This window comes from Amycolatopsis sp. NPDC058986 (genome assembly GCF_042741125.1).
GTDB lineage: Bacteria > Actinomycetota > Actinomycetes > Mycobacteriales > Pseudonocardiaceae > Amycolatopsis.
Map to the genome: position 1 here is coordinate 78,895 of NZ_JBHYJW010000038.1, position 16,398 is coordinate 95,292.

At 70.6% G+C, this 16,398-nt stretch carries 18 protein-coding genes; 8 read left to right on the forward strand and 10 right to left on the reverse strand.

What is annotated here, in order from left to right:
* The first annotated feature begins 8 nt into the window (after positions 1 to 8).
* Positions 9 to 587, forward strand: a complete 579-nt coding sequence (locus ACFW0G_RS29240; RefSeq protein WP_378328634.1) for an isochorismatase family protein — start codon at positions 9 to 11, stop codon at positions 585 to 587.
* On the forward strand, positions 584 to 1,231 hold the full coding sequence (locus tag ACFW0G_RS29245) for a bifunctional 4-hydroxy-2-oxoglutarate aldolase/2-dehydro-3-deoxy-phosphogluconate aldolase (protein ID WP_378328635.1): 648 nt from the start codon (positions 584 to 586) through the stop codon (positions 1,229 to 1,231). The genes ACFW0G_RS29240 and ACFW0G_RS29245 overlap by 4 nt, the downstream gene beginning before the upstream one ends.
* A 4-nt stretch (positions 1,232 to 1,235) precedes the next feature.
* Here the strand turns inward: ACFW0G_RS29245 and ACFW0G_RS29250 are convergent, their stop codons facing one another.
* Positions 1,236 to 1,904: a choice-of-anchor P family protein gene (locus ACFW0G_RS29250; protein WP_378328636.1), complete on the reverse strand. Its 669-nt coding sequence runs from the start codon at positions 1,902 to 1,904 to the stop codon at positions 1,236 to 1,238.
* A gap of 177 nt (positions 1,905 to 2,081) precedes the next feature.
* Here ACFW0G_RS29250 and ACFW0G_RS29255 point away from each other — a divergent pair, with 177 nt between their 5' ends.
* The gene (locus tag ACFW0G_RS29255; protein WP_378328637.1) at positions 2,082 to 4,133 is read left to right on the forward strand and encodes an ATP-dependent DNA helicase; all 2,052 of its coding nucleotides are present in this window, start codon (positions 2,082 to 2,084) and stop codon (positions 4,131 to 4,133) included.
* Between the two features lie 56 nt (positions 4,134 to 4,189).
* Positions 4,190 to 4,522, forward strand: coding sequence for a hypothetical protein (locus ACFW0G_RS29260; protein ID WP_378328638.1), 333 nt, complete (start codon positions 4,190 to 4,192; stop codon positions 4,520 to 4,522).
* 336 nt (positions 4,523 to 4,858) lie between these two features.
* On the opposite strand, the gene ACFW0G_RS29265 is transcribed toward ACFW0G_RS29260, so the two are convergent.
* The 4 genes from ACFW0G_RS29265 to ctaD form a co-directional block, all read right to left on the reverse strand.
* A complete protein-coding gene (locus tag ACFW0G_RS29265; RefSeq protein WP_378328639.1) occupies positions 4,859 to 5,263 on the reverse strand; it encodes an OsmC family protein in 405 nt (134 codons plus the stop codon).
* A gap of 36 nt (positions 5,264 to 5,299) precedes the next feature.
* Positions 5,300 to 6,079: a peptidyl-tRNA hydrolase gene (locus tag ACFW0G_RS29270; RefSeq protein ID WP_378328640.1), complete on the reverse strand. Its 780-nt coding sequence runs from the start codon at positions 6,077 to 6,079 to the stop codon at positions 5,300 to 5,302.
* A gap of 20 nt (positions 6,080 to 6,099) precedes the next feature.
* Complete coding sequence (serB, locus tag ACFW0G_RS29275; RefSeq protein WP_378328641.1) at positions 6,100 to 7,329, reverse strand: phosphoserine phosphatase SerB; 1,230 nt, start codon at positions 7,327 to 7,329, stop codon at positions 6,100 to 6,102.
* A gap of 122 nt (positions 7,330 to 7,451) precedes the next feature.
* A complete protein-coding gene (gene ctaD, locus ACFW0G_RS29280) occupies positions 7,452 to 9,233 on the reverse strand; it encodes a cytochrome c oxidase subunit I (RefSeq protein ID WP_378328642.1) in 1,782 nt (593 codons plus the stop codon).
* Between the two features lie 147 nt (positions 9,234 to 9,380).
* Here ctaD and ACFW0G_RS29285 point away from each other — a divergent pair, with 147 nt between their 5' ends.
* Complete coding sequence (locus ACFW0G_RS29285) at positions 9,381 to 10,211, forward strand: phosphotransferase family protein (protein WP_378328643.1); 831 nt, start codon at positions 9,381 to 9,383, stop codon at positions 10,209 to 10,211.
* A 71-nt stretch (positions 10,212 to 10,282) separates the two neighbouring features.
* Here the strand turns inward: ACFW0G_RS29285 and ACFW0G_RS29290 are convergent, their stop codons facing one another.
* Positions 10,283 to 11,035, reverse strand: a complete 753-nt coding sequence (locus ACFW0G_RS29290) for an alpha/beta fold hydrolase (protein WP_378328644.1) — start codon at positions 11,033 to 11,035, stop codon at positions 10,283 to 10,285.
* A gap of 39 nt (positions 11,036 to 11,074) precedes the next feature.
* On the opposite strand from ACFW0G_RS29290, the gene ACFW0G_RS29295 reads away from it, so the two are divergent.
* Positions 11,075 to 11,596 carry a GNAT family N-acetyltransferase gene (locus tag ACFW0G_RS29295; protein ID WP_378328645.1) on the forward strand — a complete coding sequence of 174 codons (522 nt, stop codon included), beginning with the start codon at positions 11,075 to 11,077 and terminating at the stop codon, positions 11,594 to 11,596.
* 8 nt (positions 11,597 to 11,604) lie between these two features.
* On the opposite strand, the gene ACFW0G_RS29300 is transcribed toward ACFW0G_RS29295, so the two are convergent.
* The 3 genes from ACFW0G_RS29300 to ACFW0G_RS29310 form a co-directional block, all read right to left on the reverse strand.
* On the reverse strand, positions 11,605 to 11,919 hold the full coding sequence (locus ACFW0G_RS29300; RefSeq protein ID WP_378328646.1) for a hypothetical protein: 315 nt from the start codon (positions 11,917 to 11,919) through the stop codon (positions 11,605 to 11,607).
* A 76-nt stretch (positions 11,920 to 11,995) separates the two neighbouring features.
* Positions 11,996 to 13,072: an NAD/NADP octopine/nopaline dehydrogenase family protein gene (locus ACFW0G_RS29305; protein WP_378328647.1), complete on the reverse strand. Its 1,077-nt coding sequence runs from the start codon at positions 13,070 to 13,072 to the stop codon at positions 11,996 to 11,998.
* A gap of 100 nt (positions 13,073 to 13,172) precedes the next feature.
* Positions 13,173 to 14,300, reverse strand: coding sequence for an alkaline phosphatase family protein (locus ACFW0G_RS29310; RefSeq protein ID WP_378328648.1), 1,128 nt, complete (start codon positions 14,298 to 14,300; stop codon positions 13,173 to 13,175).
* A gap of 45 nt (positions 14,301 to 14,345) precedes the next feature.
* On the opposite strand from ACFW0G_RS29310, the gene ACFW0G_RS29315 reads away from it, so the two are divergent.
* A complete protein-coding gene (locus ACFW0G_RS29315) occupies positions 14,346 to 14,558 on the forward strand; it encodes an FmdB family zinc ribbon protein (RefSeq protein WP_378328649.1) in 213 nt (70 codons plus the stop codon).
* Here the strand turns inward: ACFW0G_RS29315 and ACFW0G_RS29320 are convergent.
* On the reverse strand, positions 14,555 to 15,670 hold the full coding sequence (locus ACFW0G_RS29320) for a trans-sulfuration enzyme family protein (protein WP_378328650.1): 1,116 nt from the start codon (positions 15,668 to 15,670) through the stop codon (positions 14,555 to 14,557). The genes ACFW0G_RS29315 and ACFW0G_RS29320 overlap by 4 nt on opposite strands.
* A 58-nt stretch (positions 15,671 to 15,728) precedes the next feature.
* Between ACFW0G_RS29320 and ACFW0G_RS29325 the strand changes: the two genes are divergently transcribed.
* Positions 15,729 to 16,202: an Lrp/AsnC family transcriptional regulator gene (locus tag ACFW0G_RS29325; protein ID WP_378328651.1), complete on the forward strand. Its 474-nt coding sequence runs from the start codon at positions 15,729 to 15,731 to the stop codon at positions 16,200 to 16,202.
* Positions 16,203 to 16,398: the final 196 nt, after the last annotated feature.

Here is a 16,398-nt window from a genome sequence, read left to right on the forward strand (position 1 = left end):
GGCAAGACATGAGCGCCACTCTGATCGTGGTCGACGTGCAGAACGACTTCTGCGAAGGGGGATCGCTCGGCCTGCCCGGCGGCGCCGCGGCCGCCGCGGCGATCTCGAAGCTCGCCGCCGAGGGCGGTTACGGCCACGTCGTCGCCACCCGCGACTACCACATCGATCCGGGCGACCACTTCAGCGAGACCCCGGACTTCAACCACAGCTGGCCGCGACACTGCGTCGCGGGCACGCCGGGCGCGTCGTTCCACCCGGCGCTCGACGTCGTGCCGATCGAAGCGGTGTTCTCCAAGGGCGAGTACACCGCCGCGTACTCGGGTTTCGAGGGCGAGTCCGGGGACGGCAAGTCGCTGGAGGCGTGGCTGCGCGAGCACGACGTCACCGAGGTCGACGTCGTCGGCATCGCCACCGACTTCTGCGTCCGCGCCACCGCCCTCGACGCCGCGAAGGCCGGGTTCACCGTGCGCGTGCTGCTGGACCACACCGTCGGCGGCTCGCAGCCCACCGTGGACGCCGCGCTGGCGGACTTCGACAAGGCGGGCGTCACCTACACCGGCACCGCGCCCGTCCCGCCTGCGGCATGAAGGAACTTCAGCGAGCGCTGGCGAAACACCGGCTCGTCGCGATCCTGCGTGCCTCCGACGCGAGCCGCTTCGCCGAGGCGTCGACCGTGCTCTACGCGGCGGGAATCCGCCTGCTGGAAGCGACCCTGACGACACCGGGCGCGCCGGAGGCGATCACGAAGATGCGCGCGGACCTCGGCGAGGACGCACTGATCGGCGCCGGCAGCGTCCGCGAACCGTCCGATGTGGACACAGCGGCGGACGCGGGCGCGGAGTACCTGATCACCCCCACGGTCAACCCCGCGGTGCTGGAACGGGCCGCCGAGCGCGACGTCCCGGTGGTCTGCGGCGCGCTCACCCCGACCGAGATCGACCAGGCGTGGCGCCTCGGCGCGGCTGCGGTGAAGGTGTTCCCGGTCGCCGCCGTCGGCGGAATCGCCTACCTGCGGGCGATCCGCGCACCGATGCCCGACGTGCCGCTGGTGCCGACCGGCGGCGTCCACCTCGCCGACGTCGAGGGTTACCTCGGCTCCGGCGCGATCGCGGTCGCCGCCGCGACGCCGCTGCTCGGCGACGCGCTCAACCCGGGCGGCAGCCTGCCGGACCTGGCCGCCAGGGCGAGCGAGTTCGTGGCCGCGGCCTCGCGGCACGCGTACTCCGGCTGAGTGCTTACGGCTTCGCCTTGGCTTTGCCGTAGGGATCGCAGCGCGCGGTGCCGAGATAGATGTCGCCGCTGGCCGGGCCGCCCTTCGGGAACAGCTTGATGTGCAAGGCGTGCGTGGTCAGGCTGCCGTCCGCGGGCGAGGGCACGACACTCTCGTTGAGCGTCACCGTCGCCAGCACCTCGCCCGCCTTGCCGGGCACGCTGACCCGGTAGTTCGCCGGGATGTTCTCCGGCACCTTGATCCCGGTGACGTTGCCGAGCTGGACGTCACCGAGACTGCCGTCCCTGGTCGTGCCGCATTTGGCCGAGAACGTCCGTACGTTCAGCGCCGGCCCGCCGAACCGCTTGAGCACGTCGGCCTGGAAGCGCTTCCCTTCCGCCCGGCCGAGCGCGATCGCGTCCTGGCGCCCGCATGCCGTGTCGCCGGCGCCGAACACCGCGATGTCGCCGGTCGCGCCACCTGCCGTGCGCTCGCCGAGCGGGCCGTCGGCGGTGCAGCGGGCCAGCTCGGGGGTGACGATGTGCTGGTCGTCGATCCGCACGTCCACCGATCCGACGGACGCCCAAGCGGTGGAAGTCACCGGATCGGCGTGCGCCGCCTGCGGCACCGCCAGTACCCCCGCCAGCGTGGTCACCACCAGCACCCGCCTCGTCGTCTTCCTGGCGTTCCGCATCACCGGCCTCCTCGATTTCGTGACTGAACGTGGTTACCCGCCTCGTCATCGGCAGTCATGACCGCCCCCCTGATGGCGGAACGCGGAACTCACCCGGATGTGTAAGCACACGGCACGAGCGGACCGTTCGCGGCGTAGTGCCGATCCTGACGGTGGTCCGGGCTAGTGTGTGTCGCTGTGCCAGCCCGTGCAGACTTCCCCGGCGTCCTCGAACTCCTCACCCACGCGGTGGAGTCCGTCGGCGGTGCCGAACGCCCGGGCCAGGTCAAGATGGCCGAGGCCGTCGGCCAGGCCATCCGCCGCGGCGAGCACCTCGCCGTCCAGGCGGGCACCGGCACCGGGAAGTCCTTGGCCTACCTCGTCCCCGCGATCCGGCACGCGGTGCAGAAGGAAGCGACCGTCGTGGTCTCGACGGCGACCATCGCGCTGCAGCGCCAGCTCGTCGACCGGGACCTGCCACGGCTGGCGAAGGCGTTGAAGAAGCCACTCGGCCGCGAGCCGACCTTCGCGATCCTCAAGGGCCGCCGCAACTATCTGTGCCTGCACCGGCTCGACTCCGGCGCCCCCGAGGAACCCGAGGACGCGCAGCTGTTCGACCCGTTCGCGGTGTCCCGCCTCGGCAAGGAGGTCACGCGCCTGCGCGAGTGGTCGTCCGACACCGAGACCGGCGACCGTGACGAACTGGTCCCCGGTGTCACCGATCAGGCGTGGCGCCAGGTTTCGGTAACCGCCAAGGAATGTCTCGGCGCCTCTCGCTGCCCGATCGGCACCGACTGCTTCGCCGAACGCGCGCGGGCCGAGGCCGGGCGCGCCGACATCGTCGTCACCAACCACGCCCTGCTCGCGATCGACGCGCTCCAGGGCTACCAGGTGCTGCCCGAGCACAGCGTCGTGATCATCGACGAGGCCCACGACCTGGTCGACAGGGTCACCTCGGTCGCCACCGGCGAGCTGACCAGCGCGATGGTCTCGGCCGCCGCGCGCCGCTGCGGCAAGCTCATCGACGCCGACATCGCCGACCGCATGATGGAGGCCAGCGACGGCCTCGCCCTCATCCTCGACGACCTGCCCGCCGGCCGGATGGACGCGCTCCCCCAGCCGCTGCGCGGCGCCGTCCCCGCCGTCCGGGACGCCGCGCAAGCCTGCCTCACCGCGCTCGGCAAGGATCGCAAGGAGGACGTCGACGAGGCCACCGCGCGCAAGCTCGCGCGTTCGTTGCTGGAGGAGGTGCACGACACCGCCGTCCGGCTGCTGGAGGCGTTCGAGGACGATCAGGCCCACCAGCGCGACGTCGTCTGGCTGTCCGGCGACCGGTACTCCGCGAACCCGCGTCCCCCGGCGCTCAAGGTCGCGCCGCTGGGCGTCGCCGGCTTGCTGCGTGAGCGCGTTTTCGGCCAGCACACGACGATCCTGACCTCGGCGACGCTCACCCTCGGCGGCACTTTCGACACCATGGCCCGGCAGTGGGGGCTGCCACCCGGCCAGGACCGCGTCGAGAAGGCCCCGGGCACCGCGACCGACAAGGAACCACCGTCCGACGCCGACGACGGCCCGAAGTGGACCGGCCTCGACGTCGGGTCACCGTTCGACCATCGGCGCAACGGCATCCTCTACCTGGCCAAACACCTGCCCTCGCCGGGGCGCGACGGGCTCGCCAAGTCCACAATGGACGAACTGGCCGAGCTGATCGAAGCCGCGGGCGGGCGCACCCTCGGCCTGTTCTCCTCGATGCGCGCGGCGAAACAGGCCACCGAGGAGATGCGGGAGCGGCTCGACCACCCGATCCTCTGCCAGGGCGACGACGCCACGTCCTTACTCGTCAGCAAGTTCGCCGACGACGAACGCACCTGCCTGTTCGGCACGCTCTCGCTGTGGCAGGGCGTCGACGTCCCCGGCCCCTCGCTCCAGCTCGTCGTCGTCGACCGCATCCCGTTCCCGCGGCCGGACGACCCGGTGTCCTCGGCCCGCCAGCGTGCCGTGGAAGCCCGCGGCGGCAACGGCTTCCTCACCGTCGCCGCCACCCACGCCGCCCTGCTGCTCGCACAGGGCACCGGCAGGCTGCACCGGTCGATCAGCGACCGCGGCGTCGTCGCCGTGCTCGACTCCCGGCTCGCCACCGCCCGCTACGGCGGATTCCTGCGCGCCTCGCTGCCACCGTTCTGGCCCACCACGGACCCCGAGGTCGCCCGCGCCGCGCTACGCAGACTCGACGCGGCCGCGCCCCAGTGATCCGGTGCACACGCGGCAGGTACGGTAAAGGGAACGAAGCAGACAGGGAGCAGCGGTTGTCCCAGGATTCACCCAGCGCGCAATCCCGGACCGTCAGTGTCGACGACACCGGCGTGCGGCGGCGTCTCGCCGATGGCAGCGAAGAGGCCGTCACGTGGTCGGACCTGTCTTCGGTGATGGTCAGAGTCATCCCCGACGGCCCCTGGAACGAGGACGTCTTCTTCATGCTCGTCGGCGCCGACGGCAAGGGCACCGCCGTCCCCAGCGGCGACCCGGCGGCCGACGCCCTCATCGAACGCCTCCAGTCCCTCCCCGGCTTCGACAACGAGAAGTTCATCGAAGCCATGACCACCGACGCCGACGACGCCTACGTGGTCTGGACTAGCTGAGGTTTTGGGTGGAGTGTGCTCGCGGAACGCGCTCGCCCCTCGGCCTCAGCTAGGTGTTCTTTGGGGGGTCGAACCCCCAAACCCCCGCCAGGGGGCAAGCCCCCTGGACCCCCGCCGTGGTCGCCTCAGCCGGTCAGCCGGCTGTGGTCACCTCGGCCGGTCGGCGGACTCCGCCAGGTTCGCGGGTCCGAGTCCCACATTCAGGTGCTTGAGTTCTACGTTCGGGTGCCTGAGTTCCGGCGTTCTGGGGCTCCGGGGCGCGGCATGCGCCCCGATGTGGTGTTCGGTGCGTTGAGCGCACCCAATGCCACATTGGGGCGTTTGAGGGCCGCTGGGTCAGGAAGCAGGGAAGGACTCCGTGACGGGGATGCCCTTCTTCAGCGTGCGGCTAACGGTGCACAGCCGCTCGATGGCGCGATCCACCGCACCCGCGAGCGCCTCGCGCTGATCGGCGTCAAGCGCCGAGACGTCCACGTCGAACGCGACGTGCACGGCGTCCAGTTCCCACGCGTCCTCACGGCGATCCGCGGTGACCCCGACGCGGAACTTCGAATCCTCGCCCACCCGCCGCGTGATCAGTTCCTCCGCCGTCACGGCCGCGCAGCCCGCGGCCGCGATCTGCAGCAGCTCCGCGGGCGAGAACACGCCCTCCTGCCCCTTGCGGCCCACCTTGACGTCGGCGCCCCGCTCGTTGCGCCCGACGAAGACGTGCTTGCCTTCGCGCTGTACTTCCAGTGCCACTTCGGTCTCCTCGCTCGCGTATGCGGCAGAACCCGCTCAACCGCGCGTTTGTTCCGGCGCCCACTGCGCGAGAACCGTGATCGTGCCGGGGTCCACCTCGGTGAATCCGGCGTCCCGCACCGCGATCACCCGATCGCGCCGCCAGCCCTCCGCCGGATCCTCGACCGGGCACAGTTCCTTCCAGCGCGCCACCGACGGCGTCCGCACCGACGTCCGGTACCGCTGCGCGGCCCAGCTCGCGAGGTCGGCCGGATCCAGCAACGCGGCCAAGATCATCGTCGCGTGGCCGACCTGCGCCGCGGCCTTCCCGACCGTCATCGGCACCTGTGGGTTCAGCAGCAGGGTCGGCACCCCGGCCATGGCGGGCCCCGGTTCGTCCGGTGGCAGCTCGCTGCCCGAGATCTGCAGCCGCGAGACCTCCTTCGGACTGTCGACGACCCGGCCGGGAACGAGTGCCCGCGCCTGCGCGCCGTCGATCTCGACGGTCACGCCGGGCAGGTCCTGCACAGCCTGCCAATGCGCGCCCCGCGCCCGCCGGGCGACCTTGCGGATGCGGTTGTCCAGCCAGTCGTGCACAGGCTCGGCCCATTCGCCGCCGGGCGCCGAACGCTCGTCGAGACACACCGCGAGCGCCGCGGCCGCGGCGGCCTCCAGCAGCGGCGTCCGGCCCGGGGGCTCGGCGCGTTCGATGCGCAGGATCACCGGCATGGCCCGGACCTCGGCCGGGTCCTCCTCGGTGGTGTCCGCGGTGTCGGCGGCCGGGAGCCCGAGCCAGTACGCGTACCGCGCCGCCAGCGGCTCAAGCACGCTGTTCATGATTCGCTCGCGAGCGTCGCTCATGGCCGCGCGGGTTCGAGTCCGTCGGCCGCGTCGGCAGCCTCGACCTCGGCCCTGGTGACGCCGAGGACGAACAGCACGGCGTCGAGGTACGGGTGCGAAAGCGCGGTGTCGGCGACCTCTCGCAGTGCCGGCTTGGCGTTGAACGCCACACCCATACCCGCCGCGGACAGCATGTCGATGTCGTTGGCGCCGTCCCCCACGGCGACGCACTGGCCGAGCGTGATTTCGTACTCCTCGGCGAAGCGCCGCAACGCCCTCGCCTTGCCTGCGCGATCCACGACCTCGCCGACGACCCGCCCGGTGAGCTTGCCGTCGACGACTTCCAGCTCATTGGCGGCGGCGAAGTCCAGGCCCAGATCATCCACCAGCCGGTCGATGACCCGGGTGAACCCGCCGGACACGACACCGCAGCGGAAGCCCATCCGCTTGAGCGTGCGCACGGTCGTCCGCGCGCCCGGCGTCAGCTCCAGCGACTTCGCGACCTCGTCGAGTACCGATTCGGGCAACCCTGCCAGCAGCGAGACCCGCCGCTCCAGCGATTCGGTGAAGTTCAGCTCGCCGCGCATCGCCGCTTCGGTGATCTCCCGGACCTGCGGCTCGACCCCGGCGTACGCGCCGAGCATCTCGATGACCTCGCCCTGGATCAGCGTCGAATCGACGTCGAACACGACGAGACGCTTCGCTCGACGGGCGATCCCCGCCCGCTCGACCGCGACGTCGATCCCCGCCTGCGAAGCCGCGTCGGCCAGGACGGACCGCAGCTCAGCGTCGGCGACTTCACTGTCCTCGGCGACCGAGACGTACAGCTCCAGCCCGGTCACCGGGTAGTCGGCGACGCTGCGGATGGTGTCGATGTTCGCCCCGACCGAGGCGAGCCGCCGCGCCACCTCGGAGAACGCGCGCGCGGTGACCGGACGGCCCAGCACCACCAGCACGTGCGAGGAGTCCCGGCGCCCCAGCGCGAACGGGTCCTCGCCGATCGCCGAGCCGATCCGGACGTCGACCTGCATCCCGACCGATGCCATCGCCTGCTCGACGGACTCCTGCAGGCCCTCCGGATCGCGGTACACCCCGGCGAGCACCCCGAGCACGAGCTGGCCGCGGATGACGACCTGTTCGACGTCGAGCACGTCGACGTCGTGCCGGGTGAGCACGGCGAACAGCACCGACGAAACGCCGGGCTTGTCGGGACCGGTCGTCGTGATCAGGACGGGTGTCTGGGTCACGGGAGTCTTCCTCGCTGGGGGCGGTGATCTCGGCGGGTCCAGTCTGGCGTCCCGGACCGCACATGAAGAAGGGCGCGTGCCCGGCCTCACATCGGCCGTGGCACGCGCCCTGTCTCATCGGGTCACTGCTCGCTCGCGTTGTCCTTGTCGTGATCCCCGGGGATCGCCGCCTCGGTCAGCACTTGCGAAGGAGCCTTCGCCTCGCCGTGCACCTTCGGTTTCCCGAAGAACCCGATCTCGCCCTCCTTGTGGATGCGCTCGATCATGTGCGGGTAGTGCAGCTCGAAGGCGGGCCGCTCGGAGCGGATCCGGGGCAGCTCGGTGAAGTTGTGCCGCGGCGGCGGGCAGGACGTCGCCCACTCGAGCGAGTTGCCGTAGCCCCACGGGTCGTCCACCGTGACGATCTCGCCGTACCGGTAGCTCTTGAAGACGTTCCAGATGAACGGCAGCGTCGAGGCACCGAGGATGTACGCGCCGATGGTCGAGATCGTGTTCAGCGTGGTGAACCCGTCCGTCGGCAGGTAGTCCGCGTACCGGCGCGGCATGCCCTCGGCACCCAGCCAGTGCTGGACGAGGAACGTGCCGTGGAAGCCGATGAACGTGGTCCAGAAGTGCCACTTGCCCAGCTTCTCGTCCATCATCCGGCCGGTGATCTTGGGGAACCAGAAGTAGATCCCGGCGAAGGTGGCGAACACGATCGTGCCGTAGAGCACGTAGTGGAAGTGCGCGACGACGAAGTAGCTGTCCGACACGTGGAAGTCGATTGCCGGAGCGGCCAGCATGATGCCGGTCAGGCCACCGAAGAGGAACGTGACGATGAAGCCCATCGAGAAGATCATCGGCGTCTCGAAGGACAGCTGGCCCTTCCACATCGTGCCGATCCAGTTGAAGAACTTCACGCCGGTCGGGACCGCGATCAGGAAGGTCATGAAGGAGAAGAACGGCAGCAGCACGGCGCCGGTGGCGTACATGTGGTGCGCCCACACCGCGACCGACAGCGCCGCGATCGCCAGCGTCGCCCACACGAGGCCCTTGTAGCCGAAGACCGGTTTCCGGCTGAACACCGGGAAGATCTCCGACACGATCCCGAAGAACGGGAGCGCGACGATGTACACCTCGGGATGGCCGAAGAACCAGAACAGGTGCTGCCAGAGGATCACGCCGCCGTTCGCGGGGTCGAACACGTGCGCCCCGAGATGCCGGTCCGCCAGCAGGCCCATCAGCGCCGCGGTCAGGATCGGGAAGGCGAGCAGGACCAGGATCGACGTCACCAGGATGTTCCAGGTGAAGATCGGCATCCGGTACATCGTCATGCCGGGCGCGCGCAGGCACACGATCGTGGTGATCATGTTGACCGCACCGAGGATGGTGCCCAGACCCGAGACGACCAGACCGGAGATCCACAGGTCGGCGCCGACGCCGGGCGAGTGGATCGCGTCCGACAGCGGGGTGTAGGCGAACCAGCCGAAGTCGGCCGCGCCACCCGGGGTGAGGAAGCCGGAGATGACGATCAGGCCGCCGAACAGGTACAGCCAGTACGAGAACGCGTTCAGCCGCGGGAACGCGACGTCCGGCGAACCGATCTGCAGCGGCATGATGAAGTTCGCGAACCCGAACAGGATCGGCGTCGCGTACAGCAGCAGCATGATCGTGCCGTGCATGGTGAACAGCTGGTTGTACTGCTCCTGCGACAGGAACTGCTGGCCGGGACGCGCCAGCTCGGTACGGATCAGCATCGCCATCGCGCCGCCCACCATGAAGAAGGCGAACGACGTGACCAGATACATGATGCCGATCTGCTTGTGGTCCGTGGTGCGGAACAACCGCAGCAGGTACGAACCCTTAACCGTCTCGTGCGCCGGGTATGGGCGCGTGGCGATCGGCTTGGGGGCTACGGCCGTCACTCCTGCCTCCAACACTGCAGCCTTGTGGTGGTCATTGATCGGGAATCGCCGGTCCGCGCCCGCCGTGCGGCAGGCCCATTCCGGCAATCAAGGGGATCGTAGCCCTCGCTACCGACAGTCGCTCGCACCGGCTGGCAAGATCGCGCCGTGGCCGACGAATACACCGAAGCCGCGGTCGCCGCCGCGGTGGCCGTCGCCCGGCGGTGCGGACTGCCCGCCGACGCGCCCGACGTGCTGCACGATCGCTCGAACGTGCTGGTGAGACTGGGTCCGGTGGTCGCGAGAGTGCCTGCGACGACACGGCTGGCGCGGCCCGATCCGGCCGCCTGGCTGGCCCGTGACGTCGCCCTGTCCACCTACCTCACCGAACGTGATGTGCTGGTCGTCTCACCGACCACGGATCCCCCGGCCGGACCGCATTTCGCGCACGGTCTCCCTGTCACGCTCTGGCACCACGTCCGGCCCGATGCGGACCGCCGGTGTTCCCCCGCCGAGCTCGTGGAGTCACTCGGCCGGGTCCACGCCGCACTGCGCGGCTACACCGGTGACCTGCCCGAACGCGGACCACTCGACGAACTGCACCGGATTCTCGACCGCCACGGCGCCACGATGGACGGCGCGGCGCCCCGGCTGCGTGCCGAGGCGGACCGCATCGCCGCGGCGATGCCCGTCGCGCCCTTGCAGGCCCTGCATGGCGACGCGCACCCGAGCAATGTGATGGTCACCTCGGCGGGCCCGTGCTGGCTCGACTTCGAGGACACCTGGCGCGGTCCGCTCGCCTGGGACCTCGCCACGTTCGCCAAGGAAACCGGCCGCGACGCCCTCGCCGCCTACCCCGGCGAAGTCGGCGAAGCCGCCTTCGCCCCCTGCCTCGAACTCCGCCGCCTCTTCGAAGTCCCTTGGCGCTACGTCATCGCCCGCCGCTTCCCGCACCGCCTCCCCGAGGCCCGCGCCGCCCTCGCCCGCTACTTCGCCTGATCACGCGAGATCTCCGCCCAATCACGCGAGTGCGCTCTCCAATCACATGAGTACGCTCCCCCAGCGCAGCCTCAGTCCTCCGGATACCACCCCAAAATCGCTTCGACGACGCCGGCCGGGTCCTCCAGCGGTGTCAGATGCCCCACCTCGGGCAGCACGACGAGTGTCGCGTCGTCCAGCGCGTCGACCATGGTGTTCGCCGCGTCCAGCGGGGTGATCGCGTCCTGCTCGCCGACGATCACCAGCGCAGGGATGTCCTTGTCCCGCAGCAGTTCGACGGAGTCCGGGCGGACCCGCATCGCCCGCGCGGCCCACGCGACGCCGACAGGCGGCTGGGCGTCGATGAGCCCACGGACCGTTTCGGTGACCTCCGGGCGTTCCGCTCGGGTCTTCTCCGACAGCAGGTTCGGCAGGTTCGCCTCGGCGAGCCAGCCCGTGACGCCCTCGGCTTCGACCCGCTCGGCGACGTCGAGCCGGGTCTGCGCCGCCTCGGGCGTGTCGGCGGTGGCCTTGGTGTCGATGAGGACGAGCCCGCCGACGCGTTCGGGGGCGAGCCGGAGCACGGCCAACGCCAGATAGCCGCCCATCGAGCAGCCACCGAGCACGACGCGGTCGAGACCGAGCCGGTCGAGCAGCGCGACGACGTCGTGAGCCGCGTCAGCGAGGCTGGGCTCGCGTTCGGTTTCCGGAAGCGGGCTGCGGCCGAGTCCACGCTGGTCGGGCGTGATCACCCGGACCCGTTCGGCGAGCGGGGCGCGCACCGGATCCCACATCCGGGCGTCGAGGGGGAAGGCGTGCAGGAGTACCAGGGGCAGATCCGTCATGGCCCGATTCTGTCGGACCCCCGCGCTAGCGTCGCGGACATGCTGATCACGACCTTCACCGAGCTGCGGACGGAACGGCTGGTGCTGCGGCCGCTACGTGAGGAGGACCGGCAGGCCATGGTGGACATCCACACCGACCCGCGGACGAACCGGTTCAACCCCGCACCACCGGATGTCGCGACGTTCTCGGAGACGTACACGGCCTGGCTGGCGCACTGGGCCGAGCACGGCTTCGGTTACCTCGCGGTGACCGAGGCAGGCGGCACGGAGGTACTGGGCGTGACCGGGGTACGGCTCCGCGAGTTCCGCGGCGAGCGGGTGCTGAACCTGGCCTACCGGTACCGGCCGTCGGCGTGGGGAAAGGGCTACGCCGCCGAGGCGGCCGCCTCGGTCGTGGACTGGTGTGCCAGGGAACTGCCCGGCATTCCGGTGCTGGCCAGTATCGCCGTGACGAACAAACCTTCGCTGCGAGTGGCGGAGCGGCTCGGATTCACTGACTACACGGAGGAGATGTACGACGGAGCATTCTCACGCCATTACCGGCGTTCTCACGACAACTGAATAAGGGCTCACCAGCGGCGATGGGGCCGCCTGCGGGCACGCGCGTCCCAGCAGGGGCGGTGCCAGTGGCGGCGATCGGCGACGGAGCCGGTCTCGTCGGCGGGCCAGACGACGACGTGCGGAGTGCCCGGCCGGATCTCGTGGTCACAGCCGGGGCAGCGGTAGACCTTGTTCGCCTGCGCGCCGGGCACGGTGCGCACGAGCCAGTCCCCGTCCACACCCGATTCGGCGCGTGCCCAGCCGGTGGCGGCACCCAGCTCGGGCTGGGCGCCACCACGGGCGTCGCGGGCACGGCCGCGGTCCGGGCGGTTGCGTCGGGGCACACCGAAACGGTAACCGCCGGGCGGATCGAGCCGGGGAACAGGCGGTGACCAGGCCGTGGCCGGGTCCGAGCCGGACTCAAGCGGCGTTCAGGCGCCCGATGATCCGCTCGTGGCTCAGCCCGTCCCAGTCGAGCCTGGCCAGGGTGCGGCCGGTACTGCGGAAGTCCTCGCCGCCGAGCGCGGACATGATCGTGATGGCGGCGTCCACCATCGGGGTACCGATCCCGGCACGGCGCGCGAGCGCCTGCAACGGCACCAGCGTGGACCGGATGTCCTCGGTGAGGAACCGGTGGTCGAGGCTGGTCGGCGCGGCGATCGTCTTGTACGGCTCGACCGTGCGGATGGCGTCGAGCAGGCAGGTGCGGGTGCAGCCGTAGTAGCGGTCGAGCAGCTCGGTCATCGGGAGCAGGCGCGCACCGTATGCCTCGGCGACCGCGGCGAACTCCGCCTCGGTCCGCTCCAGCAGGGTCACGGTGCGCGCGGACAGGCCTTCGACGTAGAAGAGCAGCTCCTCCGCGCGGTCGATGGTCCCGAGGTTGGCAAGCGCGATGGGTACATGGGCCACGGCGCCGAAATCGTGCAGGCCGCGTTCAACCGGGTTGCGGGTCACCTCGAGCATGGGGAACCACTCGCACACCAGCCCGGCGTGCCGGTCGACGGCATCGGCCGAGCTGCCGGAGAACAGGTTCCAGCCCTTGGTGCCGAGCACGGTCACCCCACCGGTCCCGTGTGGCCGGGCGGCGAACAGCGCGTCGGTCTCGACCACGTCGACGTCCGGGGCACCCGCGATCGTCAGCGCGTGGGCGAACTCGACGCTGCCGCAGAGCTTGCTGGAGAACAGGACCACGACCTGTCCCCGGGTGAGGTGCGGGGCGAGGCGCGCGGCCACCTCCGGGTAGGCGGTGGTGACCGTCGCGACGAGGACGACGGCACGACCGGCGAGGTCGGCCGGGTCGCCGGTGACAGCGCGGAGCGGGAACCGTCCATTGAGGACACCGGTCGCGGTGATCGCACGACGGCGGGCGATCTCGTCCGCCGTCCGAGGATCTCGTGTGTAGAGGTGCACGGGCAGGTCGCGTGACGCGAGGTAGGCGGCCACCGCGCGCCCCTCACCACCGGCTCCGACGACCCCGATTCCGTCCAGCACAGCCATATCGCCCACTCCGTTCCATCCGGCACGTAGTGGACAGGTCGCGCGGTCCTGGCCGGGAGTTCCCCGGCGGCAGGCGTCCCAGCAAGCAGGAAGGTCCTGCTCAGCCCTGCGCGATCACGAGCGGTACGAGCTGTTCGGCGGTGGTGAGCGAGCCGTGCTGGCCGATCAGCGAGGACTCGACGGCTTCGGCGAGTTCCCGCACCATGCCGAACCGGCCGCGCGCCGCCGCGACGACGTCACCGATCCGTGGCCGGACGCGATCGCTCACGGTGTGCCCGAACCAGCCCGCCTCGATCGCTTCGTCCCGTGAGCGCACCCAGGCGCGGTCACCGATCACCTCGCGCCACGCGGCGAGCACGTCTTCGGCGGCACCTGGCTCGGCGTAGACGTGCCGGGCCCGGACCTCACCGCCGATCGCGCGAACACCGGAGAGCAGATCCGGGGTCTCGTCGATGTCGAGCACGCCGTCGACGGCGACCATCCCGTGGTCGGCGACCACGGCGAGCAGCGCGCCAGGCGGCAGACCGTCCACAAGGGACTCGACGAGCCGGTCCACCTGGCGCAGCTGCATGCGCCAAGCCGTCGAGCCCGGGCCGTACAGATGCCCGAGCATGTCGACTTCGTTGTGGTAGGCGTAGCAGAACGCCCTGCCTTCGGCGAGCACGTCGAGGGTGCGGGCGGCGAGGTCGCCGAGCGCGTGGACTCCGGCATAGCGGGCACCGCGCTGCGTCGCGCGAGTCAGCGCGGTGTCGGCGAACTTCGCCGAGGACACCACGGCGGAGTCGATCCCGGCTGCCGCAGCGCGTTCGAACGTGGTCTGCAGGGGCTGGACCTCACGGGGCGGCAGCGCGCCCCGGAGGTCACCGCCGTTCTCGTGGCTGCACCAGCGCAACGCGTTGAGCACACCGGTTCCCGGCATCTCGAACGTGTAGCCGACCATGCCGTGCTCACCGGACGCGAGCCCGGTGCCGATCGCGGCGAGCCCGGCGGCGGTCGTGGCAGGGAATCCGACGCGGAGCTGTCGCTGGGCGAGTTCCGCCAGCACCGGCGCGTCCGCGGCGTGCTCGTGGAGCAGTTCCCAGCCGAGCCCGTCGATCAGCAGCACGGCGGCGCTGCGGCTTTCCGGCAGCGTCAGCGTGTTCACGAACTCACTGACGCCGACGGCGGCGAGCAAGGACGGGACGACCTGGCCCAGATGCGGGATTCCGGTGATCTGCGGTGGTTCCACCCGCCCAGCTTCCCACCTCGCCCCCGGCCGGTGATAATTCTTTCCATGCCGACCTACGCCTACCGCTGCCGGGAATGCACCGAGACGTTCGAACTGCTGCGGCCGATGAGCGAGTCGAGTGCTCCCGCGGTCTGCCCGGACGGGCACGCCGACACCGTCAAGCTGCTGACGACCGTCGCGCTGACCGGCGCGGCGGGTGGGTCAGCCGCGCCGGCCCCGGCGGGCGGCGGTTGCTGTGGTGGCGGCTGCTGCGGTTAGCAGGCCTTCAGCGCCTGGTCGAGGTCGTACCAGAGGTCTTCGACGTCCTCGAGCCCGACCGACATCCGGATCAGCCGGTCGGTGACCCCGGCGCCGCGCCGGTCCGCCGCGTCGACGATGCGATGGCTGATCGACGCCGGATGCTGGATCAGCGTGTCGACGCTGCCCAGGCTGACCGCCGGGGTGACGAGCCGGACCGCACCGATCAGCGCGTGCGGGTCGCCGTCTACCTCGAACGCCACCAGCGGCCCGCCGAGCCGCGGGTAGTGGACGGACCGGACAGCGGGGTGCGCAGCCAGGCGCTCGGCGAGAACGGCCGCCGTCGCGGAGGCGGCGTTGACCCGCAGCGGGAGCGTGGAAAGCCCGCGCAGCAACAAATATCCGGCGAGCGGGTGCAGGACCCCGCCGGTGGCGAACCGGATCTGCCGCAGCCTGCCCGCCTCCTCGGCGTCGCACGCGACCACCCCGCCCATGACGTCCCCGTGCCCGCCGAGGAACTTCGTCGCGCTGTGCAGCACGATGCGCGCGCCGTGCCGGCCGGGCCGTTGCAGCACCGGTGTCGCGAAGGTGTTGTCGACCAGCAGCGGAACATCGCCGCAGATCTCGGCGAGCGCGGCGATGTCGACCTCGCGCAGCGTCGGGTTCGCCGGCGTTTCAACGAACACGAGCCCGGTGTCCGGCCGCAGCGCGGCGGCGAGGTCCTCCGGCGCGGTCCAGGTGACTTCGGTGCCGAGCAGCCCGGAACCGAGCAGGTGATCGGAACAGCCGTAGACCGGGCGCACCGCGACGACATGGCGCTTTCCTTGCGCCACCGCGGAAAGCAAGCAGGCCGATACCGCGGCCATCCCGCTGGCGAACGCAACCGCCTGTTCGAAACCCTCGAGTTCGGCAAGCGCTTTCTCGAAGCGCTCGACGGTCGGGTTCCCGATCCGGCCGTACACCGGCATCCCGGACGCGACGGCGCCGGTGGCGAACTCGTCGATCCGCCGGGCCTCGTCGGCGCTGTCGCGAGAGGGGTAGGTGGTGGACAGATCGAGCGGGACGGCGTGCACGCCCAGGTCCGTGAGGTCTTCACGGCCGGCGTGGACGGCTCGCGTACGCAGTGCGGTCATGCCGTCATGGTCGAGCTTCTATCGGAGAATATGCAATATTCTCGGATATGATTCGCCGATGACGTCTTCTGTCGAACTCAGCCCGGTTGATCTCGAGATTTTGCGGCTCCTGCAGAACGACGCCCGGATGTCGAACAAGGACCTGGCGGCCGCGGTCGGCATCGCCCCGTCGACCTGTTTGGACCGCGTCGCGCGGCTGCGCGAGACCGGCGTGATCACCGGGCAGCGCGCGCAGGTGGACGCGGCCAAGCTCGGCCGCCCGCTGGAAGCGTTCCTCTTCGTCCAGGTGCGCCCGCACCGCCGCCCGCTGGTGGACCGGTTCATCGAGCACCTGCTCGCCCAGCCCGAGGTCCGCGCCGTCTACCACCTGACCGGCCCGGACGACTTCCTCGCCCACGTCGCGACCAGCTCGGCCGCCGAACTGCAACGCCTGGTCCTGGACGAACTGACCGCGCGCGACGAGGTCGCCCGGGTGCACACCAACCTCGTCTTCCAACACTGGTCCGGCGGCCCGCTCCTCCCACCTGCCTGACCGTCGCTTCGCCCGCCGCCTTGCGCCCCAATGAGGTTTTGTCAGTAGTGGTCGGTTGCGTTCGGCACGGGCGACGGCTGTTGCGGGCTTTTCGCGCTGGTCAGCGACGTCGCGAATGGTCCATGGGGGACGTTCACCGCCCCCAACGGAGTGGACCGCCCCGGGTTTCATGAAGGCAACAGCCTCCATGAAACCC